A 25,543-nucleotide genomic window follows, 5' to 3' on the forward strand; every position below is an offset into this window, starting at 1 on the left:
CTCAGGGGCGCCCCGAAGCATCCGGGGCGCCCCTCGCTCTTTCCGACCGCATCCGCCCCCGGCCGCCGCCGGTGGTCTCGCGGGTAAGGATCCTGGTGGCGGCGGCCCCGAGCAGCGCGCCGACGGCGACAACCACCGCGGCCACCCCGGCCACCTGCCACCACACCGGGCCGATCTCGGCCAGCCGGCCGTCGCCGAGCGGCCCACCGGAGATCGCGGCGGTCACGCCGAGCAACACCCCGGCGACCGGGCCGGCGAGCACCGCCGGGACGAGCAGCGCCGGCCAGCCGGCCCTCGCCCGGTCCTCGCCCGCGACCCGGGCCAGCCGCCGGGCCAGCAGCCAGCCGGCGGTCATCCCGGCCAGCACCGGCACCGCGAGCAGCCCCGTGCCGAGCCCGTCCATCGGCCCGCGCGGCAGCCCGGCCAGCAGCGGTACGGCCGGCAGCGCGCCGACGGACACCTCGCTGGTGCGGACGGCCGTGTCGGTGCCGACGGCGAACCCGGGCCCGAGCAGGTAACTGGCCGACCAGATGGTGGCGTTCGGGGCATAGGCGAGGCTGACCAGGGTGATGCCCGCCTGACCGGTCACCCCGGTCCGGTACGCCCCGATCATGTCGGCCGCGTCGCCGCCGCCGGTCGCCACGGCGAGCCCGGCCGCCCCGGCGCCCGCGCCGATCAGCAGCAGCCCGGCGACCAGCCCGGTCCGCAACCCGTCCCGCAGCGGCGGCGCGGACCGCCGGGCCAGCAGCACCGACACACCGGTGGTACGCACCGCCCCGACCAGCGCGGCGAGGGCGCCCAGCAGCGCGAAGGTCAGCCCGGCCCGGACCGGGGACACCCGTGGCCCGCCGGCGCTGACCGCGACCGCGGCGAGGGCGCCGAGCAGCGCGTACCCGATGCCGACGGCGACCGCGACGGTGAGCGCCTGCCGGGGCGAGCGACCACCGCGGGCACCGATGGCCCGGGTGGTGTGCACGCCCGCGCGGGTGAGCCGCCAGACCACGAGCGCGGTCAGGGCGAGCGGCGCCAGGCCGAGCGGCCCGGCGGAGGTCTGCAGCGGCACCCCGTGGCCGAGCAGCCAGCCGGCGAGGCCGGCACGCAACGCGCCAGGCAGCGAGCCGGCGTCCGCGCTGAGCTGCGCCAGGCCGAGCACCAGGGTCACCGGCAGCCAGGACGTCACGGCGGCCCAGCCGGCCGCCACCCCGGCGGCGACGGGCAGCGGGGCCCGACTGCGCGGCGCCTCCCCCGACCGGGGCGCGGGCACCCGGGGCTCGGCACGGCCGATCGGCCGGCCGCCGACGACACCGGCGGCGGGCAGGCGGGGCTGGTCAGGGGTGACGGGTGACATCGGCTCTACTCTGGCATGCCGCGCGAACGGCGGCAGTCCGATACCGCCTCGGTGCCGCGGCGAGTTGCGTGATCACGCGGCCGACGGCCCCATGACGGTCTAGCCTCAGCCGAGGAGGCGCGACCGTCTTGTCGCGGCAGCGACCGTTCGGAGGAAGCCGTGAACGCTCCGTATCCGCCGCCACCACCGGCCGGCCGGGACCGGTCCTTCTTCTGGGGCATCGTGGGAATCATCCTCGGCCTGTTCTGCTGCGGCGTCCTCGGCATCGTCTTCGGCTACCTGTCGATCCGGGACGCGCGGCGGTTCCACCGGTCTCAGCTGGTCGGCTGGCTGGCCATCGCGTTCGGCGTCATCAACCTCGTCGGCAGCGCGATCGCCCGGGCCCGGGGCACCTACTGGTACCCGTACTGGTACCGCTGAGACAACGAGGGGGTCGACCGGATCCGGTCGACCCCCTCGGCACAACACACCGACCGCTCAGCGGCCGGACATGATCTCCCGCATCAGCTTGGCGGTCTCGGTCGGGGTCTTGCCGACCTTGACACCGACCGCCTCCAGCGCCGCCTTCTTCGCCTCGGCGGTGCCCGCCGAGCCGGAGATGATCGCGCCGGCGTGGCCCATGGTCTTGCCGGGCGGAGCGGTGAAGCCGGCGATGTAGCCGACGACCGGCTTGGTGACGTTGGCCTTGATGAACTCGGCCGCCCGCTCCTCGGCGTCGCCGCCGATCTCACCGATCATCACGATGGCGTCGGTCTCCGGGTCCGCCTCGAACGCGGCCAGGGCGTCGATGTGGGTGGTGCCGATGATCGGGTCACCGCCGATGCCCACGCAGGTCGAGAAGCCGATGTCGCGCAGCTCGTACATCATCTGGTAGGTCAGCGTGCCGCTCTTGCTGACCAGGCCGATCCGGCCGCTGCCGGTGATGTCGGCCGGGATGATGCCGGCGTTGGAGGCGCCCGGCGAGGCGATACCCGGGCAGTTCGGGCCGATGATCCGGGTCCGCTCGCCCTTGGCGACGTTGTACGCCCAGAGCGCGGCGGTGTCGTGCACCGGCACGCCCTCGGTGATCACCACGGCCAGGTCGATGCCAGCGTCGATCGCCTCGATGGCCGCGGCCTTGGTGAACTGCGGCGGCACGAAGATGACCGTGACGTCGGCACCGGTCTCCTTCATGGCGTCGGCGACGGTCGCGAAGACCGGCAGCTCGGTGCCGTCGAAGTCGACCGTCTGGCCCGCCTTGCGCGGGTTGACGCCGCCGACCACGTTGGTGCCGGCGGCCAGCATCCGCCGGGTGTGCTTGGAACCCTCGGAACCGGTCATCCCCTGCACGATGACCTTGGAGTCCTTGGTCAGCCAGATAGCCATTGTCAGACCCCCGCAGCTGCCAGCTCGGCGGCCCGCTCGGCCGCGCCGTCCATGGTGTCGACCCGCTCGATCAACGGGTTGTTCGCGCCGTCGAGGATCGCCCGACCGGCCTCGGCGTTGTTGCCGTCGAGACGGACGACGAGCGGCTTGGTGACCTGCTCGCCGCGCTGCTCGAGCAGGGCGAGCGCCTGCACGATGCCGTTGGCGACGGCGTCACAGGCGGTGATGCCGCCGAAGACGTTGACGAAGACGCTCTTGACCGAGGGGTCGGAGAGGACGATCTCCAGGCCGTTCGCCATCACCGCGGCGCTCGCGCCACCGCCGATGTCGAGGAAGTTGGCCGGCTTGACGCCGCCGTGCCGCTCGCCCGCGTACGCCACCACGTCGAGGGTGGACATGACCAGGCCCGCGCCGTTGCCGATGATGCCGACCTCGCCGTCGAGCTTGACGTAGTTGAGGTCCTTCTCCTTGGCGGCCTGCTCCAGCGGGTCGACCGCGGCCTGGTCGACCAGAGCCTCGTGGTCCGGGTGCCGGAACCCGGCGTTCTCGTCGAGGCTGACCTTCGCGTCCAGCAGCAGCAACTTGCCGTCCTTGGTCTTGGCCAGCGGGTTCACCTCGACCAGCGTGGCGTCCTCGGCGACGAACGCCTGCCACAGCTTCACCGCGACGTCGACGACCTGGTCGGCCACCTCGGCCGGGAAGGCGGCAGCGGTGACGATCTCACGCGCCTTCGCCTCGTCCACGCCGGTGTTGGCGTCGATCGGGGCCTTGACGACCTTCTCCGGGGTTTCAGCGGCGACCTGCTCGATGTCCATGCCGCCGGCAACGCTGGCGATGCAGAGGAAGGTGCGGTTCGCCCGGTCGAGCAGGTACGAGAAGTAGTACTCCTCGGCCACGTCCGCGGTCACGGTGATCATGACCTTGTGGACCGTGTGACCCTTGATGTCCATGCCGAGGATGTCGGTGGCCCGGGCCACCGTCTCCTCCGCGCCCTCGGCCAGCTTCACGCCGCCCGCCTTGCCACGGCCGCCGACCTTCACCTGCGCCTTGACGACCACTCGGCCGCCGAGGCGTTCGGCGATCGCGCGGGCCTCCTCCGGGGTAGTGGCGACGCCGCCGGCGAGCACGGGCAACCCGTGCCGCTCGAACAGGTCCCGCCCCTGGTACTCGTACAGGTCCACGTTTGCGCGTCCCGTCCCGTCTCCGCGGCGCGCCGTCGCGCCGCCACCAGCGTTGGTCAAATCAGTTTGACGCCTGTCATCAGATGAGACAGGCCATTTGCCGCAGCCTAACGAGGTGGGTACCGGCGGCAACCGAGCGGGTGCGGCGTGTGTGGTAATACACAGCCACCCGGCGCGTCGGGTCAGCCCACCTGGCAGCGGCCGGCCGCGTACCCGACGACCGCCCGCATGATTTCCGCCTCCGGGCGGTCGGCGAAATTGACGGTGGCGGTGAAACCCGTGCCGAAGAACGCCTGCTGCAGGCCCGAGTCCAGGGCGGTGAAGGCGCCCAGGCCGGAGCCGACGCGTGGGTCACGCGGCTTGACGCAGAGCATCTTCTCCAGCGACCAGCGTCGTAGGTAGATCCGTTCGATTGCCGCCCAGGGGAGCCAGATCGCCTGCCCCCGGGTCGGCCGGGTCTTGATCCAGAGCCCGTCCGGCCCGACCGCGAGGACCGGGCCGCCGGAGGAGATGAGCCAGAGCTGGAGGCCCACCGGCACCGCGAAGAACAGCATGACCATCGGGATGACGACGAACAGCAGCGCGGCGTCGCCCGCGGACGACGCGGCCAGGCCCAGCGGGCAGGCCGTCACCAGGCCGACGAACAGGAGCAGGCCGCCGAAGAGCAGCGCCCGCTTGCCCAGGTTCGGCCGGACCACGAACGGCAGGTTCTCCGGAATCCGTTTCGCCGTCGGCGCCGGCCACGGTGGCGGCAGCGGCGCCGGGCCGGGCCCGCCGGGGTACGCGGGCCCGGCCGGATACAGCTGCTGCGGCGGCGGAGGCCAGCCCTGACCCGGCTGCTGGGGCGGCGGCCCGCCGGCGGGATCCGGCTGCGGGGAGGGATGGGTCACGGCGGGCTCCCGGCTGAGAGTCGTCGACCGCGGGAAGGCGGTGTGGGCAGGCACACGATACGGCCCTCGCTGCGGTCGTACCGTCCCGGTGAACTGCCGGCCCCGGTGTACGCGGCACGCGCCCTTCGGGCCGAGCTCAGCCGTCCGGGGGATGTTGGCAGACGGGCGTAACCCCCCGGTGGGGGCGTCGTTGAGTCTGATGTCGGAGCGCTGGTCAGGCGCGATGGCGGGAGACGGCCGATGCCCTGTCGGTCGAGGGGTGGCGGCGGGGCATCGTGCATAGAGGGGCCGGGCGTGTGAGGGGTGCGTCCGGCCCCTCCCCCTGCCTGCTTTCAGGCAGGGGGACGCCGGTCAGCCGACCGGTTGGGCGACGTTCCCCCGAACCCACTCGACGATGGACTGGGTGGTCGCGCCCGGGGTGAAGATCTTCGCGACGCCGAGCCGCTCCAGCTCGGGGATGTCGGCGTCCGGGATGATGCCGCCACCGAAGACCACGATGTCGGCCGCGTCGCGTTCGGCGAGCAGCTCCAGCACCCGCTTGAAAAGGGTCATGTGCGCGCCGGACAGCACGGAGAGGCCGACCGCGTCGGCGTCCTCCTGGATCGCGGTCTCCACGACCTGTTCCGGGGTCTGGTGCAGGCCCGTGTAGATGACCTCCATACCGGCGTCACGCAGGGCCCGCGCCACGACCTTTGCGCCCCGGTCATGACCGTCCAGGCCGGGCTTCGCGACGACTACCCGGATACGAGAGCTCATCAGCGCACACCTTTCGCCGGCTCCGGCACTGTCACCTGAACGAACGGTAACCCGGCCGACCGGGGGCCGGGCACCCGGGCGGCGCTTCTACCGTCCGGCCACGCACACGGGAAGCTGGACACCTCCGCCGAACGGTCACTCTGCGCCACGAACGGCCAGTCGTAGGGCCATCCGACCGGCGGCATGAGCTATGACAAGAGCGCATGTAAACGGACATAACGAAACACCAATTCGGCGCTTTGGCTTGTGACACGAGTGGCTGTTGGCTACCGTGTCCACGGTTGTCATCAGGTCCACGGACGGGTGACGACGCGGTCGCCGGACGTTCAACGGAGCCACACCGAACGGCTGGCGATCGCATCGGATCCCCGACAACGGAGGGTGTGCGTGCGCCAGCGCCTGTCGTCTGAGCCCGATAGATATCGCGGTCGCCGCCGCGTACCCACCCCTCCCCGAAGCCGCTACGCCGCGGTCGTCACCACCGCCTTCGTGGGGGCCGGCATCGTCGCCCTCGGCGCGAACGCCCTCCCCGACGCCAAGAGCGTCAGCCCGTCGGTCCTCGACCAGCTCAAGCAGGCCTCGGTCACCAGCCAGGACGCGGCGGCCCGCGCCGGCAGCGCCGACCGCGCCTCCCGGGACAGCCGCGCGGACAGCAAGGCCGCCACCGAGCAGGATGTCTGGCGGCTTCCCCTGCACGACTACGACCTCAACACGGCCTACGGCATGCGCTGGGGCAAGCTGCACACCGGCATCGACCTGGTCGCCCCGGAGGGCACCCCGTACGTCGCGATCCACGGCGGCACGGTCACCAAGGCCGGCTGGTTCGGTGGCTACGGCTACGCCGTGATCGTCCAGCACGCGGACGGTAGCGAGGCGATCTATGGTCACTCCTCGGAGGTCACCGTCAAGGAGGGTCAGCAGGTCAAGGCCGGCGACCAGCTCGGCCTAGTCGGAAACACCGGCCACGCCTACGGCCCTCAACTACATCTCGAAGTGCATGTCAACGGGCAGCCGTTGGACCCGGTGCCGTGGCTCAAGGACCGCGATGTGGACATTGAGCTGCAAACCGAGGCATATTAGAGAAGCGTAGCCGCTTCCTGACGCTGCGTATCGCCCACTGGCCGCCCGGATCGACCGATCCGGGCGGTTTTCTTTGCGTAAAAGTCTACTGGGTCACACCTCCAACTGTGAGCGGCGCCATACCAAGTCGTGATCCTCTTTGCCGCGAAACCACTCAGAGCGGATGAAGCCGGGCAGCAGGCGACACCGGCCGAACGCGTCGCCCCGGAGTCGGTGCCCGTCGCGGCCCGGACCGAAACCAGTATTTCGAGGTCACGTGCCCCTCAACTGGTGAAGGTCCCCGTGCAGGAAGACAGCTCCATCCAGAACGACGCCCCCGGCCGGCACCGGCTGCGCAAGCGGACGGGTCGGCGCACCACGTACCTCGTGATCGGCGCGGTCGCCCTGGTCGGCCTCGCCCTCGGTGGCGTCGCCGTCGCCACCGCCGATCACGGCGCCCCGACCGGCGACCCGGTCGCCGTCGACTTCGAGGCGCGGGCCCGCGCCGAGGCCGCCGCTCGCGCCGACCGCTCGACCCGAGGCTCTGCCGTGCCGGACACCTCGTCGGCCGCCCCGGCCGCCTCGTCCGCCGCCGCGGTCAGCCCGTCGCCGGGCCCGACCATGGCGAGCCCGAAGCCGACGAAGACCGCTACCGCCAAGCCGAAGCCGAAGCCGAAGCCGACGAAGAGCACCCCGCCGAAGCCCGCGTGGGTCATCCCGATGGCCGGTGCCACGATCACTTCCTGCTACGGGCCACGGTGGGGCACCCTGCACGCCGGCATCGACTTCGCGATGCCCGAGGGCACGCCGATCCACGCCACCGCGGCGGGCACCGTGATCAAGGCCGGCAACGACGGCGACGGCTACGGAAACTCGATCTTCATCGACCACCACAACGGCTACCTGACCCACTATGCCCACCAGAGCCGGCTGATCGTGAGCGTCGGCGACCAGGTGAGCGCCGGCCAGGTCATCGGCTACGAGGGCGCCACCGGGGACGCGACCGGCCCCCACCTGCACTTCGAGGTGCACCAGGGCGAGATGTGGAACCAGATCGACCCGGCGCCCTTCCTGCGCGCTCGGGGCATCGACGTGGCCTGCTGACGAGTGGTGGTCAGGCGTCGGCCGGCAGCGGTTCGCCGGTCTCCAGCAGCGTCTTCAGGCTCGCCACCACGTTCGGCCAGCCGTAGCTGACCATCTCGGCCAGGCTCGATCCGGGCTCGAAGCCGTCGTGCACGACGGTGAGCTTCACGACCTGCGCGGTCTCCTCGATCGTGAAGGTGACCTTCGAACGGGCCTCGCCGGACAGCCGGGCGAGCAGCCCCTCGTCCCAGCCGAAGCGCTTGGCGAGCTCCGGGGTGATGGCGTGCCAGGTGTAGGAGAGCCGGCTGTAGGGTTCGGCCTCCAGCACGACCTGCTCCGGGTCGCTGATCAGCACGCCGTGGTTGTCCCAGGTCATCGGCGAGCCGACGGACCAGTCCGTGGTGAACTCCGTGGCCCAGTAGCGGCGGGTGAAGGCGGGCTCGGTCAGCGCCTGCCAGAGCTTCTGCGGGGTGGTGCGGATGTAGGTGGTGTAGACGAAGGTTGGCGCGTTCATCGGGGTCTCCTCCAAGACGAGTTTCAGGTCCGCCAGGGCTTGAACCCTGGCCCGGTCGTAGCGGCTGATCCACCGATGGGCGATTTCCTGCACGGGCGCGGCGTTGAGGTAGTGCAGCTTCTCCCGGCCCCGCCGCACGGTGGCGACGAGCCCGGCCTCCTCCAACACCGCGAGGTGCTTGCTGACGGACTGCCTGGCCATCTCGAGGCCGGAGCACAGCTCGCGCAGCGTCTGCCCGTTGCGGGCGTTGAGCGAGTCGAGCAACGCGCGTCGGCTCGGATCGGCCAGTGCCTTGAACACCTCGTCCATGCCCGCCCTCGTACCCGGGTTGCCGCCTGTCGGTATGCAGCCTTTCGGCTGCATGAAATTTAGGCAGCCGGATGGCTGCCTGTCAAGACGCGTGGCTGGTCGAGGCCCATCAAGTCGAGCTCACACGATTTGAGGCGCCACCAGAGCGCCACGGAACGCGGTGAGGCCGGCCCGGCAGCGCGCCGGGCCGGCCCGCCTCACAGTTTGTCGATCGGAGCGTGCCGGAGCACCAGCCACAGGCTCTGGTCGCCGAAGTCGATCTGCGCCCGGGCACCCGGGCCGTGCCCCTCCACGGCCAGCACCCGGCCGAGGCCGTAGCGCTGGTGGTTCACCCGGTCCCCCGCCGACACCTTCGGCGTCTGCTTCAGCTCGCTGGCGGTGGAGAGCCGGCTGGCGTCCACCCCGAGCCGCTTCGCCAACTGGGTCGCCCTGGGCGTACCCCCGGTGAAGCCGCCGGGCGCGCGGTCGGCGCGGCCGCCCACGCCCCCACCCCCGCCGGCCCACGAGGTGTACGAGCCCTCGACGCGCTCCCAGCGGACCAGCTCCGGCGGCAGCTCCTCAAGGAATCGCGACGGCGGGTTGTAGGCCGGCTGGCCCCACGCCGACCGGGTGACCGCGCGGGACAGGTAGAGGCGCTGCCGGGCCCGGGTGATGCCCACGTACGCCAGTCGGCGTTCCTCCTCCAGCTCGCGGTTGTCGCCCAGCGAGCGCAGGTGCGGGAAGACGCCGTCTTCCAGACCGCTCAGGAAGACCACCGGGAATTCCAGGCCCTTCGCCGTGTGCAGCGTCATCAGGGTGACCACACCCTGGTGGTCGGGGTCGTCGGCGGGGATCTGGTCGGCGTCGGCGACCAGCGCCACCTGCTCCAGGAAGCCGGCCACGGTGGCCCGCTCCCCCTCCGCCCCGAGCGCCTCGATCCGCTCGGTGTATTCGCGGGCGACGCTGACCAGCTCCTGGAGGTTGTCCACCCGGCCGGCGTCCTGCGGGTCCAGGCTCTCCTCCAGCTCGGTCAGGTAGCCCGAACGGGTCAACAGGGCCTCCAGCACCTCCTCCGGGGTGCCGGTCGCGGCCAGCTCCCGCGCGGAGTCGAGGAGCGCGACGAACTCGGCGATGCCGTTGGCGGCCCGGGTGGAGATGCCGGGTGCGTCCTTGGCCCGGCGCAACGCCGCCCCGAAGGAGATCCGGTCGCGGCTGGCCAGCGCCTCCAGGCACGCCTCGGCCCGCTCCCCGATGCCTCGACGTGGGGTGTTGAGGATCCGGCGAAGGCTGACCGTGTCGTCGTCGTTGACCACCGCGCGCAGGTAGGCCAGCGCGTCGCGGACCTCCTTGCGCTCGTAGAAGCGCACCCCGCCGACCACCTTGTAGGGCAGGCCGACCCGGATGAACACCTCCTCGAAGACCCGGGACATGGCGTTGGTGCGGTAGAAGACCGCCACGTCACCCGGACGGGTGTCGCCGGAGTCGACCAGCCGGTCGATCTCCCGGGCCACCCAGTCCGCCTCCGCGTGCTCGGTGTCGGCCACGTAGCCGACGATCTGCTCGCCGGCCCCGGCGTCGCTCCACAGCCGCTTGGGCTTGCGCGAGGTGTTCCGGTCGATCACCGCGTTGGCGGCGTTCAGGATGGTCTGCGTGGAGCGGTAGTTCTGCTCCAGCAGGATCGTCCGGGCGTCGGTGAAGTCGCGCTCGAACTCCAGGATGTTGCGGATGGTCGCGCCCCGGAACGCGTAGATCGACTGGTCGGCGTCGCCGACCACGCACAGCTCCGCCGGGTCGACCCCCTCGGTGCCGGAGACCAGCTCCTTGATCAGCACGTACTGGGCGTGGTTGGTGTCCTGGTATTCGTCGACGAGGACGTGCCGGAACCGGCGCCGGTAGCTCTCGGCCACGTGCGGGTGCGACTGGAGCAGATGCACCGTCGCCATGATCAGGTCGTCGAAGTCCAGCGCATGTGCCTCGCGCAGGCGCCGCTGGTAGAGCGTGTAGGCCTCCGCCAGGGCCCGCTCGTTGGGCCCCTTGGCCCGCGCGGCGAACGCCTCTGGGTCGACCAGCTCGTTCTTGAGGTTGGAGACCTGGGTCGCCAGCCCGCGCGCCGGGTAGCGCTTAGGGTCGAGATCCAACTCCCGGGCGACCAGTTGCATCAACCGACGCGAGTCGTCCGCGTCGTAGATCGAGAAGGTGGACTTCAGGCCGGCGTGCTCGTGCTCGGCGCGCAGGATACGGACACAGGCCGAGTGGAAGGTCGACACCCACATCATCCGGGCGCGCGGACCGACCAGCGCGGCCACCCGCTCCTTCATCTCGCCCGCGGCCTTGTTGGTGAAGGTGATCGCGATGATCTCGCCCGGGTGCACGTCCCGCGCGGCGAGCAGATGGGCGATCCGGTTGGTCAGCACCCGGGTCTTGCCGGAGCCCGCGCCGGCCACGATCAGCAGGGGGGAACCGGCGTGGGTGACGGCGTCCCGCTGCGGGCCGTTCAACCCGGTGAGAAGGGCCTGCGGATCCGACCGGGCCGCCGACGGCCGGTGCGGCGGGGTCGGCCGGGACTCCGGTGCGGACGGGGACGCGGGAATGTCGAAGAGAGGTTGCATCGCACGGCGAGTCTATGCCGCAGGCCGGACATCTTCGGGAGGCGCGGGCCCCCCGGGTGCGGGACATAGGCGTGGGATCCCACAGGTTGGCGGTTTCCTTGCGCGGCCCGCCCGCGGGTCGGCATACTCGACGACGTGTTCGAGCAGCGCTTTTACTTTTACTACGGCACCGGGAGTCCGGCAGCCGTAGGTCGCGCCTGAGCACAGACCTGCGACAAGCCCCGGGCTCCTGGAGTCCGGGGCTTTTTCGTCCCGGGATCCGGGCACCTGACCCGAGACCCGAAAGGTACGACGATGATGACTGATGTGGTGGAGTCCAGCGGCGGCGTGGCGCGGCACGGCCGGGCCGGCGAGGCGAGCCCGACCGAGGCAGCGGCGGCCCGGACGGGCACCGACGATTCGGCTGCCGCCGAGCGGATCGTGGCCATCCGGGAGCGGATCGACGAAATAGACCGCACGATCATCGCGCTCTGGCAGGAGCGGGCCGCCCTGTCCCAGGAGGTCGGGGCCACCCGGCTGGCCGCCGGCGGGACCCGGCTCGTGCTCTCCCGGGAGCGAGAGATCCTGGAACGGTTCCGCGTGGCGCTCGGCGCGGACGGCACCCAGCTCGCCCTGCTGCTGCTGCGCTCCGGCCGCGGACCCCTGTGACGCGACCCCGAAAACGAGCGGGCCGTCCTCGAACGGGCCGAAAAAAGGACGGACCGCCTGCCGGCGTCAGATCGACACCGGCAGGCGGCCCGGACGGATCACGCCTCGTGGGTGGCGACGATCTCCCGCTGCTCGGCGAAGTGGCAGGCGCTCGGGTGGTCCGAGCCCCGCTGGATCTCCAGCAGCGGCACTTCCTGGGCGCACAGGTCCTGCGCCTTCCAGCACCGGGTCCGGAACCGGCAGCCCGAGGGCGGGCTGATCGGGGAGGGGACGTCACCGGTGAGCCGGATGATCGCCTTGCTTTGTCGCACCGTCGGGTCCGGCACCGGCACCGCCGAGAGCAGCGCCTGGGTGTACGGGTGCGTCGGCCGCTCGTAGATCTCGTCCTCGGTGCCGACCTCCACCATCTTGCCCAGGTACATCACGGCGACCCGGTCGGAGAGGTGGCGCACGACCGACAGGTCGTGGGCGATGAAGACGTACGACAGACCGAACTCGGCCTGGAGCTTCTCCAGCAGGTTCATGACCTGCGCCTGGATCGACACGTCCAGGGCCGACACCGGCTCGTCACAGACGATGACCTCGGGCCGCAGGGCGAGCGCCCGGGCGATGCCGATGCGCTGGCGCTGGCCGCCGGAGAACTGGTGCGGATACCGGTTGATGTGCTCCGGGTTAAGGCCGACCAGGTCGAGCAGCTCCTTGACCTTGGTCCGGCGGCTGCCGCGCGGGGCCACCTCGGGGTGGATCTCGAACGGCTCGCCGATCAGGTCACCGACCGTCATCCGCGGGTTCAGCGAGGTGTACGGGTCCTGCATCACCAGCTGGATCTGCCGGCGCAGGCGGCGCAGCGCCCCGCCGGAAAGCCGGGAGATGTCCTGGCCCTTGTAGAGCACCTGGCCGGAGGTCGGCCGCTCCAGGTTCATCAGCACCCGGGCCAGCGTCGACTTACCGCAGCCGGACTCGCCCACCACGCCGAGGGTCTCGCCGGCCTTCAGGTCGAAGGAGACGCCGTCGACCGCCTTGACGTGACCGATGGTCTTCTTGAAGACGACGCCCCGGGTGACCGGGTAGTGCTTGACCAGGTCACGAACCTCGATGATGTTCTCAGTCACGGTTCACGAGCTCCTCGGCGAAGTGGCAGGCACTGGCCCGGCCGCTGCCGAGCTGCAGCAGCATGGGCAGCTTCTCCCGGCACACCGGCTGCGCCATCGGGCAGCGCGGGTTGAACGCGCAGCCCGACGGGATGTTCATGAGGTTCGGCGGAAGCCCCTTGATGGTACGGAGCTCCTGCCCCTTCTCGTCCATCCGCGGGATCGAGTTGAGCAGGCCGAGCGTGTACGGGTGCGCCGGCTTGGCGTACAGGTCGAACACGTCGGCTTCCTCAACGATCCGGCCGGCGTACATGACCGCGATCCGGTCCGCGACGTCGGCGACCACGCCGAGGTCGTGGGTGATCAGGATCATGCCCATCTGCCGCTCCCGCTGGAGCTCGCCGAGCAGGTCCATGATCTGGGCCTGCACGGTCACGTCCAGCGCGGTGGTGGGCTCGTCGGCGATCAGCACCTCGGGGTCCAGCGCCAACGACATCGCGATCATGGCGCGCTGCCGCATACCACCCGAGAACTGGTGCGGGTAGTTGCTGTACCGGCCCTTGGCGTTCGGGATCTTCACCTGGTCGAGCATCTCGATCGCGCGCTTCTTGGCGTCCGCGCGGCTCATGCCGCGCCGGATGCGGAACTGCTCGGCGATCTGGAAGCCGACGGTGAAAACCGGGTTGAGGGCGGAGAGCGAGTCCTGGAAGATCATCGCAATGCCTTCGCCCCGGATCCGACGCCGCTGCTCGGGGGACATCGTGAGCATGTCCTTGCCGTGGAAGCGGACCTGGCCACCGGTGACGAAGCCGGGCGGGGTGTCGAGGATGCCCATGATCGTCTGCGCGGTGACGCTCTTGCCGGAGCCGGACTCGCCGAGCACGGCGAGGGTCTCCCCCGCGTCGACGTGGTACGTCACGCCGTTGATGACCTTGGCGACGCCGTCCCGGGTACGGAACTCGACCCGCAGGTCGTCGACCTCGAGCAGCCGGCCCGAGGGGCGGCCGGAACCGTCGGCGCCCGGCGCGGACTGCTCGGACACGAGAATGTCGGACAACTCAGTTCCCCTATCGAAGCTTCGGGTCGAGGGCCTCGCGAACCGTCTCGCCGAGCATGACGAAGCTCAGCACGGCCGTGACGAGGAACGCGGCGGGGAAGAAGAGCAGATAGGGCGAGACCCGGAGCAGGTTCTGCGATTCACTGATCATGATTCCCCAGGACACGACCGGGTGCTTCAGGCCGATGCCCAGGAAGGACAGCGTGGCCTCGGCGCCGATGAAGGAGCCGACCAGGATCGTGCCGTAGACCAGCAGCGGGGCCAGGCAGTTCGGCAGCAGATGCTTGAGGATGATCCGGCCGGTGCCGGCACCCAGCGCCCGGGCCGCGACGATGTAGTCGGCCTCCTTGGTGGCCAGCACCGAGGAGCGCATCAGCCGCATCACGACCGGCCAGCTCAGCACGGTCAGCGACATGGTCACCAGGCCCATGATCGCCCACTCGCTGTTGTCCGTCCCGGCCCCGTTGAAGGTGGTCAGGATGACGATCGAGCCGAGCACGAAGGGCAGGCCGAAGAAGATGTCCGCGACCCGGGAGAGCAGCGCGTCCACCCAGCCGCCGCGGAAGCCGGCGATGATGCCCATGGTCCCGCCGATCAGCAGGGTGCCGACCACGGAGAGCAGGGCCACCACGATCGAGGCGCGGGCGCCGTAGATCGTGCGGGCGTAGACGTCCCGACCCTGCAGGTCGTAGCCGAACCAGGCGTCGGCCGACGGCCGCACCTGGCTGTTGTCGAGCGAGCCGTTCACCGGGTCTCCGGAGGTGAACAGCGACGGGAAGGCCGCCATCAGCACGAAGAGCAGGATGAACCCGGCGGAGATCCAGAACAGCGGCTTGCGGCGCAGGTCGAGCCAGGCGTCGCCGAGCAGGCCGCGCGGCTTCTGCTGCTTCTGCGCGCTCTCCGGCAGCCCGGCGTCGACCGGGGCGCCGGCCTCGGCCGGCTGCTCGGCGCGGGGGGTGTTGACCAGCGACGCGGCACTCGGGTCACTCATGCCGGCACCTCGCTTCGCTCAGCGCGGGCCTGATTGCCCACGCGCACTGCGTTGATGATTCGTTCGCTGCGCTCACTCATAGCGGATCCTCGGGTCCAGGGCGGCGTAGAGCAGGTCCACCAGCAGGTTCATCAGCAGGTAGACGAGCACCAGGATCACCACGATGCCGACAACGGTAGCGCTCTCCTTGGTCACGATGGCGCGCAGCACCTGCCGGCCGATGCCGTTGATGCCGAAGATGCCCTCGGTCACGATCGCGCCACCCATCAGGGCACCGAGGTCGGTCCCGAGCAGGGTGACGACCGGGATGAGCGAGTTGCGCAGCAGGTGCACGCCCACCACCCGGCGCATGGGGAGCCCCTTGGCGATGGCGGTCCGGACGTAGTCGGCACGGCGGTTCTCCGCGATGCTGGTGCGGGCCACCCGGGCGATGTACGCCATCGAGGCGCTGCCGAGCACGAAGCCCGGCAGGATCAGCTCGGGGATCCGCATCTCGGCGGAGACGGTGGGGGTGACGATGCCCCACTTGACGCCGAAGAACCACTGGGTCACGAAGCCGATGACGAAGACCGGCAGCGCGATCAGGAAGAGGGTGGAGACCAGGACCAGGTTGTCCAGGAAGCCGTTGCGCCGGAGACCGGTCAGGACGCCCGCGCCGAGACCGATGAGAGCCTCGATGGCGAGCGCGACCACCGCCAGCTTCAGGGTGTTGGGGTACGACGTCGCGATGATGTCGCTGATCGGCCGGCCACCGAACGTGGCGCCGAAATCACCCTGGAAAAGGTTCTTCATGTAGCTGGCGTACTGCACCCAGATCGAATCGTTGAGATGGTACTTCTCAGTCATCATCGCGACGTAGTTGGGCGGGCAGGCGCGGTCGCCACACTTGCCGGCGAACGGGTCGCCGGGCACCGACCAGACGAGCCAATAGATCAGGAACGTCGTGCCGATGAACACCGGCACGAGTTGCAGCAGCCGTCTCAAGAGATAACGGCCCATGGGGTGGTCCTCCAGACAGGGGCGCGCGTCGGACGGCCGACACGGTGGCGACAACGTGCGAGGGGATTTATGTTGTACACCCTCTCGCGGAACGGCCCCGGGCCGGGCCCACCGGTAGGCGAGCCCGGCCCGGGGTCAGACCGTTCGGATCAGAGCTCGACGGTGGTGATGTCGAGCTCGCCGACGTTGGTCAGCTCCATCTTCTTGATCTTCTCCGAGTGGCCGGACTGCTGGCCCTGGAAGTAGATCGGCATCGACGGAACGTCCTGGTCGATGATCTTGACAGCCTCAGCGAACTTCTTGTGCGACTCCTCGATGCTGGGGGCCGCCACGGCCGCCTTGGCGAGGGCGTCGACCTCAGGGTTGCTGTACTGGCCGTCGTTCGAGGAACCACCGGTCACGTAGAGCGGCATGATCCAGTTCTCGACGTCGGGGTAGTCCTGCTGCCAGCCGGCCCGGTAGGCACCGGTCATCTTGTGGGCGGTGATGTTCTGGCGGAAGACCGCGAAGGTCGGCACGGCGACGGCGACGGCGTCGATACCCAGGTTGGTCTTGATCTGCTGGGCGACGGCCTCCATCCACTCCTTGTGGCTGGCGTCGCCGTTGTACGACAGGGTCAGCTTGCCGGTGAAGCCGATGGACTCCTTGAAGAGCCGCTTGGCCTCCTCCGGGTCGTACTTGCAGGCGGTGCAGTTGCCCGGCTCGGCGCCCGGGGTCAGCGGGTTGGCCCAGCTGTCGGCCGGCGTGCGGTTACCGAAGAAGATCTTCTCGGTGATCGCCTTCCGGTCGATGGAGAGCGAGATCGCCCGGCGCAGCTTCGGGTCGTTGAAGCGCTTGTCGTAGAACGGGAAGGCGATGATGCCCGTCGCCGGGGTGACGCTGGGGATCGCCCGCTCGCCCAGGTCGCTCTTCCACTTGTCACCGGCCAGCATGGAGACCGGGACCTGCTGCATGAAGTCGATGTTGCCGGAGACCAGGTCGTTGTACTCCGCCACGTCGTCCTGGTAGATCTTGACGGTGACGTCCTTGATCTTCATCTTGTTGCGCAGGCTGTAGTCGTCGAAGCGGGTGAGCTTGATGTCGACGTCGTCAGTCCACGAGACGAAGCTGACCGGGCCGTTACCGATCGGGTTCCGGCCGAACTTCTCCGCGCCCTCGGTGAAGAAGGCGTCCGGCAGCGGCACGAAGGCGCTGTAGCCGAGCTTGGTCGGGAACACCGAGGTCGGCGCGTTGAGGGTGACCTCGAAGGTCCAGTCGTCGACGACCTTGAGGCCGGACATCTCCTTGGCCTTCGGCTCCGGGATCGGGTCGCCTTCCTTCTCCGGCTCAGAGTAGACGTCGTCGAAGCCCTGGATGTCGGCGAAGAAGCTCGCGCCCTGCGCACCGTTCGGGCCGTACGCCCCCCAGTTCCAGGCCTTGACGAAGTTCTCGGCCTTGACGGTGGTGCCGTCGTGGAACTTGGTGTTCGGCTTGATCTTGATGGTGAAGACCTTGGAGTCGTTGGTTTCGATCGACTCGGCAAGGGCGTTCTGCGGAGCGCCACCGTTGTTCGGGTACTCGACCAGGGCGGTCCACAGGTAGTCGATGATCCTGCCGCCACCGGTCTCGGTGGTGTTCGCCGGAACCAGGGGGTTCTGCGGCTGGGTGCCACCGATGGTGATCGCGCCGTCCTTGCTGGCGCTGGTGTCGTCGCCGTTGCCGCCACCGTTGGAGCAGCCGGACGCGACGAGCGCGAATGCCGCGCCCACCGCGAGCGCGCTGCTCGCCCGCTTCGAGACTCTCATTCCGAGGGGCCTCCTCTTTCTAACCTGGTTCCGTCGTGAGTTTCACGCACGTCTTGGGGGTGTGCCACCGACCGCCGACCCGAACCACAGTTCGGCGGTTTACCGCAGTGGAAGTCGGCACACCCCAGGGGCGCCGTTCCGCCGGGCACCGCACCAGAGCGCACAACACCATGCAGGGCCGGCCAACACTCGACGTCACATCGAGGCGACATCGCGTGTTCGGCAGGCCCGACGAGGTGCCATACACCAGGGGTGAGGTGCTGCCACTGTGACACTCACCGGCCCGTTCCGTGAAGGTGCCGTTATCAAGCCGTTAGTTGGTTGCCACGTTGCCGATACTTGAGAAAAGATCGTGATAGGGGCGGGTCGTACCACTCTGAACAGGTAAGACACGGTCACGCACCCCGCGTAGGCTCGATGGCTGTGAGCTTCCCCGCCTCGGCTCCGGTGCTCCCCGACGCCCGTCGGGCCCTGGCCGTATTTGCCCATCCGGACGATGTCGACTTCGGCTGCGCGGGCACAGTTGCCGGCTGGGTGGACGAGGGAATCGACGTGGCGTACCTGATCGTGACCCGGGGCGACTCCGGCGGGTTCGACAACACCCCGCGCGACGAGCTGCCCGCCCGGCGCGAGGCGGAGCAGCGGGCGGCGGCCGCCGCGGTCGGCGTACACCGGGTCGACTTCCTCGACGGCCACCCCGACGGCCTGCTCGCCCCCGGTCCGGAGCTGCGCCGCCAGATCGCCGCCGCGATCCGCCGGTTCCGGCCGGACCGGGTCCTCACCAGCTCCCCGCTACGCCGCTGGGAGATCCTCACCGGTCCGAGCCACCCCGACCACCTGGCCGTCGGCGAGGCCACCACCTGCGCGGTCTATCCCGACTCGCGCAACCGCTTCGCCTTCCCCGAGCTACTCGCCGAGGGCCTGGAGCCGTGGGTGGTCCGCGAGATCTGGTACGCGGGCGGCCCCGCGCCGGACCACGTCGTCGACGTGACCGACCGGGTCGACCGGAAGATCGCCGCGATGCGGGCCCACCACTCGCAGACCGCGCACCTGGACGTCGAGACCTGGGTGCACAACCTGCTCGGCACGATCGCCAGCAACGCCGGGCTGCCCGCCGGGCGGCTGGCCGAGGCGTTCACCGTGCTACGCACCGAGTGAACCGGAGCGGGCGATCAGACCAGCCGACGGTCGGCCGCCCAGCGGGACAACTCATACCGGTTGGACATCTGGAGCTTGCGCAGCACGTTGGAGACGTGCGTCTCGACCGTCTTGATCGAGATGAACAGCTCCTTGGCGATCTCCTTGTACGCGTACCCCCGGGCCAGCAGCCGAAGCACCTCCCGCTCGCGGTTGGTGAGCTGGTCCAGCTCCGGGTCGGAGACCGGCGCGTCCGGCCGGGCCGCGAACGCGTCCAGCACGAACCCGGCCAGCCGGGGGCTGAACACCGCGTCCCCGTCGGCCACCCGGCGGATGGCGTCGGTCAACTCGTCCGGGGAAATGGTCTTGGTGACGTAGCCCCGGGCACCGGCCCGGATCAGCCCGATCACGTCCTCGGCCGCGTCGGAGACGCTCAACGCCAGGAACCGCACCTGCGGGTGGGTACGCCGCATCGCCTCCAGCACCGCCCGGCCGCCGCCGTCCGGCATGTGCACGTCGAGCAGCACCACGTCGGGCTGGGTCGCCGCGATCCGGCTGACCGCCTCGGCCACCGTGCTGGCCTCGCCCACCACCTCGACGTGCCCGCCGAGCTCGGCGCGTACGCCCGCCCGGAACATGGCGTGGTCGTCGACGAGGAACACCCGCAGTCGCCCGTCCCGGGGCGCCGCTGCCTCGACCGGTCCCTGCTCGGCCATGGTCACCTGTCCCTTTCCGCGTTGGAGCCGGAGCCGCTGATCGGCAGGATCAGCCGGACCTCGGTCCCCTCTCCCGGCCCGGACCGGATCTCGGCCCGACCGCCGTGCCGCCTCATGCGCCCGATGATCGAGCCCCGGACGCCGTGCCGGTGATCCTCCACCGTAGCCGGGTCGAAGCCCTTCCCTCGGTCCCGCACGAAGACGCTGACCTGGTGCGCCTCCACCTCGGCGTAGAGCGACACCGTCTGCACCCCGGCGTGCCGCGCCGCGTTGACCAACGCCTCCCGGGCGGCGGCGACCAGCGCGCCCACCCGCTCATCGGTGTCCCGGTCGCCGACCACCACCGCCTCGACGGTGATGGCGAAGGTGTCCTCCACCTCGGCGGCGGCCTGCTCCAGGGCGGCGGCGAACCGCTCCGTCGGCGAGGCGGTCGGCTTGTAGAGCCAGTTCCGCAACGACCGCTCCTGGCCCCGGGCCAGCCGTTGCACGGTCTTTGTGTCGCTGGCGTTGCGCTGGATCAGGGCGAGCGTGTGCAGCACCTGGTCGTGCACCATCGCCGCCAGCTCGGCGCGTTCCTGCTCCCGGATACGCCCCTCGCGCTCCGAGCGCAGCTGGTTCCAGGTACGCCAGAGGACCGGCCCCATCACCACGCCGACCCCGGCCAAGCCGACCAGCGCGAAGATCACGCCGTTGAGCACGGCGTCAAAGTTCTGCACCGGCGAGTAGACCGCGGCCACACCGATGATGCCGACGGCGACGAGCACCCCGCCGCCGACGAAGCGCAGCACGAACGAGCGTCGGTCGCTCTCCTCCACCACCGCGCCCAGCCACGGCACCGCCATCGGCCCGCTCCGCTGCTGGCGGCGCTCCGGCGCGGACTGGTGCCAGATCACACCGGCGCCGACCGCGATGATCGCGACCAACCAGCCGGCGGTGCCAGCCGCGCCGACCGAGTGGAAGGCCATCATCTGCACCAGCAACACGCCCAGCCCGATCGCCACGAAGGGCAGAAGTTGGCCGAGGTCACGGCGGGGCGGGGCGGCGGTGTCGCCCGGGCGGGGCGGAACGACCGCCCAGAAGGCGGCGTACAGCAGCAACCCGAGACCGTTCAGCCCGAGCAGCACCATGAAGGCGATCCGAACGCGGAGCACCGAGATGCCGAGGTGCTCGGCGATGCCGGCGGCCACCCCCGCGGCCAACCGGTGCTCGGTGGCCCGGTAGAGCCGCGGCGGATGCGGGGTCACGGTGCTGCTGATGAGAGACTCCCCGGGTCGGGCGGACGGTAATGGCGGCCAGCCGCGCCGGCGCCGCTTCGATCGTCACACGGCCGCACCGCAGCCGGCCATCGGGACGTCCCCGACATTCGAGGGGCACCGAATCTCAGGGTGGCGTCAGGGTCCCCACCGGAGGACGTTCGGGCGGCGCGCGCAGCAGGATCGTAGGCATGACCGAGGAAGCTGTCCCTCCGCCCCGGCCCGGGGCGGCGTCACAGGACGCGCCACCACCACCCCCACCGCCCGGCCCGGCCGGGCCGCCGCCGGGCGCGCCGACCGCCGGCTCCGCGCCGTTCGGCGGACCGCCCCCCGGGTACACCCCACCGCCGACCGGTGCCGGCTTCACCTCCCGGTACGGCCTGGTCCGCCCCCGCGACGGCCGCTACCTGGCCGGCGTCTGCGCCGCCATCGGCCGGGCCACCAACACCGACCCGGTGCTGTGGCGGGTGCTCCTTGCCGTGCTGGGCTTCTTCGGGGGCATCGGCATCCTGGTCTACCTCACCGCCTGGTTGATCATTCCCGGCGAGGGAGACAGCGCCTCCCCGGTGGAGTCGATGCTCGGCCGAGGCCGGTCGAGCATGTCTCCGACCACCGTGATCGTGCTCAGCATCGTGGTCGCGATCGGCTTCGGCTACATCGTCACCGATGCCCTCCGGGCAATCCTGCTCGGGGCGGTGATCCTGATCGGCGGCGCGCTGTTGCTCAATCGCCAGCCGCGGGCCGCGGCGGACCGGCAGCCCGCCGGGGCCGGCCCGGCCTCGGGTCCGGTGCCGCCGACGGCCTGGCCGGCGACCGCCACCAGCGGGACCGGCGGCGGCCCGATGTCCGATACGGCCGGGCCGGCGAGCGCCGCGGCAGGCTGGGGCGGGACTCCCGTCGGCACGGCCACCCCGCCGGTCTGGCCGACGACCGGCACCGCCACCGGGTCGGTCTGGTCCGGCGCCGTGCCACCCGCGCCGCGCGCGGCCTGGTCGAATCCGGCCCAGCCGGCCGCCGGGTACGGCCCCGAACCGGGCACGCAGCCAATTGCCCTGGGCTCGGAGCAGACCGCCCGGATACCCGCTGAGCCGACTACCACCGAGACCTTGGCCGGGCAGCAGCCGGCTTGGCCGAACCCGCCCACCACCGGTCCGCTCGGGTCACCGATCTCCGTGCCGTCCCCCCCGCCGATGGGTGCGTCCCTGCCGCCCGGCGGGTACCGGCCGCCCTTCGCGCCGCACGGCCCGTACGCCGGGCCGTACCCACCGGCACCGCCGGCTCCGGCCCGGGTGCCGAAGCGGCCGAAGGAACGCTCCGCGCTCGGCGCGATCACCTTCTCACTGATCTTCCTGGCGCTCGGCGTGGTGGCCGTGCTCGACCTGCTGCACGTCTTCCCGATCGGGGCGGCCGGGTACTTCGCCGCGGCGCTGGCCACCATCGGGGTCGGGCTGCTGGTGGGCACCTGGTTCGGCCGGGCCCGCTGGCTGATCGCGCTCGGCCTGGTCATCGCGGCGGCGCTCGGCATCGCCACGGTGGCCGAGTCCTACGACCGGGTCGGCGGGATCAACGGCACCGTCACCTGGGCACCGCCCGACTACCAGTCCCTGGCCGTCCGCTACAAGAAGAACTTCGGAGACGCCGTCCTCGACCTGCGCGCGGTGGACTTCGACCAGAAGGACACCCAGGTCACCGTGGAGATCAACCTCGGCAAGCTGACGGTGTACCTGCCGCCGGAGGTCGACGTCACCACCGTCGCCAGTGTGAACGCCGGGGACGCCACCGTCTTCGGCAAGCGTTCCAGCGGCCTCAACAACGCTAGTTGGGAGACCACCGATCTCGGACCGGACGGCCGGGGCGGGGGCACCCTCCGACTGCTCATCCACGTCAACGCCGGAGAACTGGAGGTGACCCGGTGAAGGCCCACCGCACCGACGTCGTGTCGTTCGCCTTCGGGCTGGTCTTCGTCGCCCTCGCCGTGTGGTGGCTGCTCGCCCGGATCCTCGAGCTCGTCCTGCCACCGGTGGGCTGGTTCGTGGCTGGCGCGCTCATCCTGGTCGGGCTGCTGAGCCTGGTCGGCGCGCTGCGGTCGGCAGGGCCCTCCGACCCGGCGCCGACCGGCCCCGGGTCGACGGCCACCGTCGCCGCACCGTCAACGAGCGGCACCCCGACCAGCGGCGGGCCCAGCGCGTCGGACACCGACGAATGGGCCACCGATCCCGTCGACGGTCCCGAGTGGCCGGCTGGCCGGGGCACGACCAGCGGCCCGCCTACCGACGGGGACGAACCCGGCCGTGACGAGCGGTGAACGGCTGACCACGACGGTGCGGGGCACTGGCGACGGCGCATATGCTGGCTGGCGGAGATCTCGCCTCCGCCAGCCGGCCCACCCCGTGGCGCCCGGCGCTGCCGGTCACCGGGCGCCGTCCGCGACCCCGGCCGGCCAGGTCGCCGTGGCGGTTCCGCCGCGTCCCGTCGCTATCTCGTCAGGAGCCCGTCCGACATGACCCAGTCCCCCGCCGTACGCACCCCCGGCCCGTCCGGCCCGGTCCGCGTCGGCGAGCGCGCCGCCCGTACCCTCGTCGCCGAATTCGCCCGGCGTAACGATTCGAAGGCCGCCCTGCTGGTCGGCGCGACCCCGGAGTCCGCGGTGCTGGCCGCCGCGATCGACGCGCTGCTCCCCGACGACCGGCTCACCGTCGTGCCGGCGGAGGGGTGCACCCCGACCGCGCTGCGCGAGCACGTGGCGGCTCAGGGCCGCTGGGTCGCCGACCGGGTACGCGTCGACGACACCCTCGCCGAGGCGGACGCCGCCGATGTGGTCATCGCCGCCGAACCCTTCGGCGGCACCGCCGACGAGGCCCGCGCGGCCGTCGACGGGCTGGCGAAACACCTCACCGAGGGCGGCGTGCTGAGCCTCGCCGCGCCGATCTTCCGCAGCGAGGGCGCCGGTGCCGAGCTGGAGCGGCAAGGCCTGCTGCACGGTGTTCGCACCGACCTGGTGCTGCGCAACTCTCCGCCGGTACGGGTGCACCACCTCCGCTTCACCCCGGTGCCCGTCGGGCTTGCCGCCCGGCTCGCGCCCGCCTACCGACCGTCGAGCGTGCCGTTGACCCGGAGCATGCACATCGACTCCAACGGCGTGGCCGCAGCCGGGATCAGCCTCGGCCTGGCCGCGCTGGTCCGGATGGCCCGGCCGAAGTCGAAGCTCTGGTTGCTGCCGGCGCTGGCCGCCGCGCCGGTGGCCGCGTTCTTCCGGGACCCGGAGCGGGATGTCCCGGAGGGCCCGGCGGCCGTGGTCGCCGCGGCGGACGGCCAGGTCCTCTCGGTGCAGCGGCTGCACGACGAGCGTTTCGGCGACGGCGAGTGGCTGCGGATCGCCGTCTTCCTCTCCGTGCTGGACGTGCACGTCAACCGCTCCCCGGTGGCCGGCAAGGTGGTCGACTACTTCGTCGCGGACGGCGGATTCGTCAACGCGATGAAGCCGGGCGCCGAGCACAACGTGGCGGCCTACACGGTGCTCGACACCGAGCACGGCACGGTGGTGGTGGCGCAGCGTACCGGTCTGATCGCCCGGCGGATCGTGCAGCGGGCGCCGGTCGGCGCGCTGCTCGCCCGGGGCGAGCGCTTCGGCCTGATCCGGTTCGGCTCGCGTACCGATGTCTACCTGCCGGCGGAGGCCGCCGAGCCGCTGGTCGGCCCCGGCGACAAGGTGGTCGGCGGCTCGACCGTGATCGCCCGCTGGAGCTGACCTCGGCATGGGAAAGGGGCGCCGCTCGTCGCGGCGCCCCTTTCTTCGTGGAACGGGTCAGGCGGTACGGCGCTGGTGCAGCCACAGCACCGGGCCGCTGACCAGATAGCCCACCACCACGAGGGCGAAGGTGAGCCGGATGTCGATCAGCGCGCCGACCACCGGAGCCAGCCAGAGCCACGCCGGCAGCTTCACCAGCCGGGCGAGCTTCGCGTACGGGAAGCTGGAGACCATGGCGAAGGCGAGCAGCGCCACCCCGGCGACCAGCACCAGGCCGGGGACCGGCAGCCCGATCGCCACGGTCAGGGCCAGCACAGCCGCCGCCATGGTGGTCGGTACGCCGCAGAAGAACCGCCCATCCTTCGGCGAGACGTTGAACCGGGCGAGCCGGATCGCGGCGCAGGCCGCGACCAGGGCGCAGGCGACAGCGGCGGCGGCCGGCCGGACCGAGCCGGCCAGTGAGGCGTAGACCACCACCGGGGCGGCGATGCCGAACGAGCACATGTCGGCCAGCGAGTCCATCTGAGCGCCGAACGGGCTGGCCACACCGAGCTTGCGGGCCAGCGCGCCGTCCAGGCCGTCGAACACGACGCAGGCGATGAGGCAGAGCGCCGCCGACCGGACCTCGCCCCGCATGGCCAGAAAGATCGCCAGCATGCCCAGCAGCAGGCTGCTCAGGGTGGCGGCGTTGACCAGGGCGAACTTGGCCCGGCGGGCGGCGGTGCGGGCGCCCGGCAGAAGCGGGATCGACATCGCCGGCGCCTCGTCGGCCGCCGCGGGGGCGAGTGCCGGGCTGACCGGCAGCACCGCCTCGGCCTCCGGGTCGAGTCGACCGTAGCGCCGGCGCTGGCGGTCGGTGCGGCGCTGATCGGGGGCGACCATGTCGGTCGCGGGGGTGGCACCGCCATCCCGGCGGCCCACCCGAACCAGCAGCACCTGACGGGCGAACGTGCTGCTGCGGCGCAAACCGCCCGCCCAGCGGCGCCCTGCGGGACGCGGACTGTCAGTCGTACGACGCCGGCGCCA

22 protein-coding genes and 1 pseudogene are annotated in these 25,543 nt (G+C 71.1%); 8 read left to right on the forward strand and 15 right to left on the reverse strand.

Annotation, left to right across the window (positions count from 1 at the left end):
• Nucleotide 1: 1 nt before the first annotated feature.
• Entirely contained in the window at nucleotides 2-1,348 is a 1,347-nt protein-coding gene (locus ABZ671_RS06620; RefSeq protein WP_357852302.1) for a DUF6350 family protein, read from the reverse strand.
• Nucleotides 1,349-1,507: 159 nt separating this feature from the next.
• On the opposite strand from ABZ671_RS06620, the gene ABZ671_RS06625 reads away from it, so the two are divergent.
• A complete protein-coding gene (locus ABZ671_RS06625) occupies nucleotides 1,508-1,768 on the forward strand; it encodes a DUF4190 domain-containing protein (protein ID WP_357852305.1) in 261 nt (86 codons plus the stop codon).
• Nucleotides 1,769-1,825: 57 nt separating this feature from the next.
• Here the strand turns inward: ABZ671_RS06625 and sucD are convergent, their stop codons facing one another.
• From sucD to ABZ671_RS06645, 4 genes are all read right to left on the reverse strand, one after another.
• Entirely contained in the window at nucleotides 1,826-2,713 is an 888-nt protein-coding gene (sucD, locus tag ABZ671_RS06630; RefSeq protein ID WP_357852308.1) for a succinate--CoA ligase subunit alpha, read from the reverse strand.
• Nucleotides 2,714-2,715: 2 nt separating this feature from the next.
• Nucleotides 2,716-3,894, reverse strand: coding sequence for an ADP-forming succinate--CoA ligase subunit beta (gene sucC / locus ABZ671_RS06635; protein WP_357852311.1), 1,179 nt, complete (start codon nucleotides 3,892-3,894; stop codon nucleotides 2,716-2,718).
• Nucleotides 3,895-4,076: 182 nt separating this feature from the next.
• Nucleotides 4,077-4,784, reverse strand: a complete 708-nt coding sequence (locus tag ABZ671_RS06640) for a hypothetical protein (RefSeq protein ID WP_357852314.1) — start codon at nucleotides 4,782-4,784, stop codon at nucleotides 4,077-4,079.
• Nucleotides 4,785-5,135: 351 nt separating this feature from the next.
• Nucleotides 5,136-5,540, reverse strand: coding sequence for a cobalamin B12-binding domain-containing protein (locus ABZ671_RS06645; RefSeq protein WP_357852317.1), 405 nt, complete (start codon nucleotides 5,538-5,540; stop codon nucleotides 5,136-5,138).
• 387 nt (nucleotides 5,541-5,927) lie between these two features.
• Between ABZ671_RS06645 and ABZ671_RS06650 the strand changes: the two genes are divergently transcribed.
• Nucleotides 5,928-6,620, forward strand: a complete 693-nt coding sequence (locus ABZ671_RS06650) for a M23 family metallopeptidase (RefSeq protein ID WP_357852320.1) — start codon at nucleotides 5,928-5,930, stop codon at nucleotides 6,618-6,620.
• Nucleotides 6,621-6,890: 270 nt separating this feature from the next.
• Complete coding sequence (locus ABZ671_RS06655; RefSeq protein WP_357852323.1) at nucleotides 6,891-7,703, forward strand: M23 family metallopeptidase; 813 nt, start codon at nucleotides 6,891-6,893, stop codon at nucleotides 7,701-7,703.
• Between the two features lie 10 nt (nucleotides 7,704-7,713).
• Here ABZ671_RS06655 and ABZ671_RS06660 read toward each other — a convergent pair whose 3' ends face one another.
• Nucleotides 7,714-8,505, reverse strand: coding sequence for a metalloregulator ArsR/SmtB family transcription factor (locus ABZ671_RS06660; protein WP_357852326.1), 792 nt, complete (start codon nucleotides 8,503-8,505; stop codon nucleotides 7,714-7,716).
• Nucleotides 8,506-8,702: 197 nt separating this feature from the next.
• On the reverse strand, nucleotides 8,703-11,093 hold the full coding sequence (pcrA, locus tag ABZ671_RS06665) for a DNA helicase PcrA (protein ID WP_357852330.1): 2,391 nt from the start codon (nucleotides 11,091-11,093) through the stop codon (nucleotides 8,703-8,705).
• A gap of 294 nt (nucleotides 11,094-11,387) precedes the next feature.
• Here pcrA and ABZ671_RS06670 point away from each other — a divergent pair, with 294 nt between their 5' ends.
• On the forward strand, nucleotides 11,388-11,741 hold the full coding sequence (locus ABZ671_RS06670) for a chorismate mutase (protein ID WP_357852333.1): 354 nt from the start codon (nucleotides 11,388-11,390) through the stop codon (nucleotides 11,739-11,741).
• 98 nt (nucleotides 11,742-11,839) lie between these two features.
• On the opposite strand, the gene ABZ671_RS06675 is transcribed toward ABZ671_RS06670, so the two are convergent.
• The 5 genes from ABZ671_RS06675 to ABZ671_RS06695 all read right to left on the reverse strand — a co-directional run bounded on the left by ABZ671_RS06675 (nucleotide 11,840) and on the right by ABZ671_RS06695 (nucleotide 17,663).
• The gene (locus tag ABZ671_RS06675; RefSeq protein WP_357852336.1) at nucleotides 11,840-12,853 is read right to left on the reverse strand and encodes a dipeptide ABC transporter ATP-binding protein; all 1,014 of its coding nucleotides are present in this window, start codon (nucleotides 12,851-12,853) and stop codon (nucleotides 11,840-11,842) included.
• A complete protein-coding gene (locus tag ABZ671_RS06680) occupies nucleotides 12,846-13,874 on the reverse strand; it encodes an ABC transporter ATP-binding protein (RefSeq protein WP_357852604.1) in 1,029 nt (342 codons plus the stop codon). Before ABZ671_RS06680 ends, ABZ671_RS06675 begins: the two co-directional genes overlap by 8 nt.
• A 25-nt stretch (nucleotides 13,875-13,899) precedes the next feature.
• Nucleotides 13,900-14,880, reverse strand: coding sequence for an ABC transporter permease (locus tag ABZ671_RS06685; RefSeq protein ID WP_357852339.1), 981 nt, complete (start codon nucleotides 14,878-14,880; stop codon nucleotides 13,900-13,902).
• Between the two features lie 72 nt (nucleotides 14,881-14,952).
• Nucleotides 14,953-15,879, reverse strand: a complete 927-nt coding sequence (locus ABZ671_RS06690) for an ABC transporter permease (RefSeq protein WP_357852341.1) — start codon at nucleotides 15,877-15,879, stop codon at nucleotides 14,953-14,955.
• Nucleotides 15,880-16,028: 149 nt separating this feature from the next.
• Entirely contained in the window at nucleotides 16,029-17,663 is a 1,635-nt protein-coding gene (locus ABZ671_RS06695) for an ABC transporter substrate-binding protein (RefSeq protein ID WP_357852344.1), read from the reverse strand.
• Nucleotides 17,664-18,086: 423 nt separating this feature from the next.
• On the opposite strand from ABZ671_RS06695, the gene ABZ671_RS06700 reads away from it, so the two are divergent.
• Nucleotides 18,087-18,821: a PIG-L deacetylase family protein gene (locus ABZ671_RS06700; protein ID WP_357852347.1), complete on the forward strand. Its 735-nt coding sequence runs from the start codon at nucleotides 18,087-18,089 to the stop codon at nucleotides 18,819-18,821.
• 14 nt (nucleotides 18,822-18,835) lie between these two features.
• Here the strand turns inward: ABZ671_RS06700 and ABZ671_RS06705 are convergent, their stop codons facing one another.
• On the reverse strand, nucleotides 18,836-19,516 hold the full coding sequence (locus tag ABZ671_RS06705; protein ID WP_357541342.1) for a response regulator transcription factor: 681 nt from the start codon (nucleotides 19,514-19,516) through the stop codon (nucleotides 18,836-18,838).
• Between the two features lie 2 nt (nucleotides 19,517-19,518).
• The gene (locus ABZ671_RS06710) at nucleotides 19,519-20,760 is read right to left on the reverse strand and encodes a PspC domain-containing protein (protein WP_357852351.1); all 1,242 of its coding nucleotides are present in this window, start codon (nucleotides 20,758-20,760) and stop codon (nucleotides 19,519-19,521) included.
• A gap of 200 nt (nucleotides 20,761-20,960) precedes the next feature.
• Here ABZ671_RS06710 and ABZ671_RS06715 point away from each other — a divergent pair, with 200 nt between their 5' ends.
• From ABZ671_RS06715 to ABZ671_RS06725, 3 genes and pseudogenes are all read left to right on the forward strand, one after another.
• Nucleotides 20,961-22,685: a PspC domain-containing protein gene (locus ABZ671_RS06715; protein WP_357852354.1), complete on the forward strand. Its 1,725-nt coding sequence runs from the start codon at nucleotides 20,961-20,963 to the stop codon at nucleotides 22,683-22,685.
• Nucleotides 22,682-22,861 (forward strand): annotated as a pseudogene (locus tag ABZ671_RS06720) (hypothetical protein); the annotation flags it as partial. The gene ABZ671_RS06715 and the pseudogene ABZ671_RS06720, both read left to right, overlap by 4 nt.
• Nucleotides 22,862-23,269: 408 nt before the next feature.
• Nucleotides 23,270-24,517, forward strand: coding sequence for a phosphatidylserine decarboxylase (locus ABZ671_RS06725; RefSeq protein WP_357852357.1), 1,248 nt, complete (start codon nucleotides 23,270-23,272; stop codon nucleotides 24,515-24,517).
• A 57-nt stretch (nucleotides 24,518-24,574) separates the two neighbouring features.
• On the opposite strand, the gene ABZ671_RS06730 is transcribed toward ABZ671_RS06725, so the two are convergent.
• The gene (locus tag ABZ671_RS06730; protein WP_357852360.1) at nucleotides 24,575-25,483 is read right to left on the reverse strand and encodes a CDP-alcohol phosphatidyltransferase family protein; all 909 of its coding nucleotides are present in this window, start codon (nucleotides 25,481-25,483) and stop codon (nucleotides 24,575-24,577) included.
• Between the last annotated feature and the right edge of the window lie 60 nt (nucleotides 25,484-25,543).

The organism is Micromonospora sp. NPDC006766, from assembly GCF_040636055.1.
Classification (GTDB): Bacteria; Actinomycetota; Actinomycetes; order Mycobacteriales; family Micromonosporaceae; genus Micromonospora.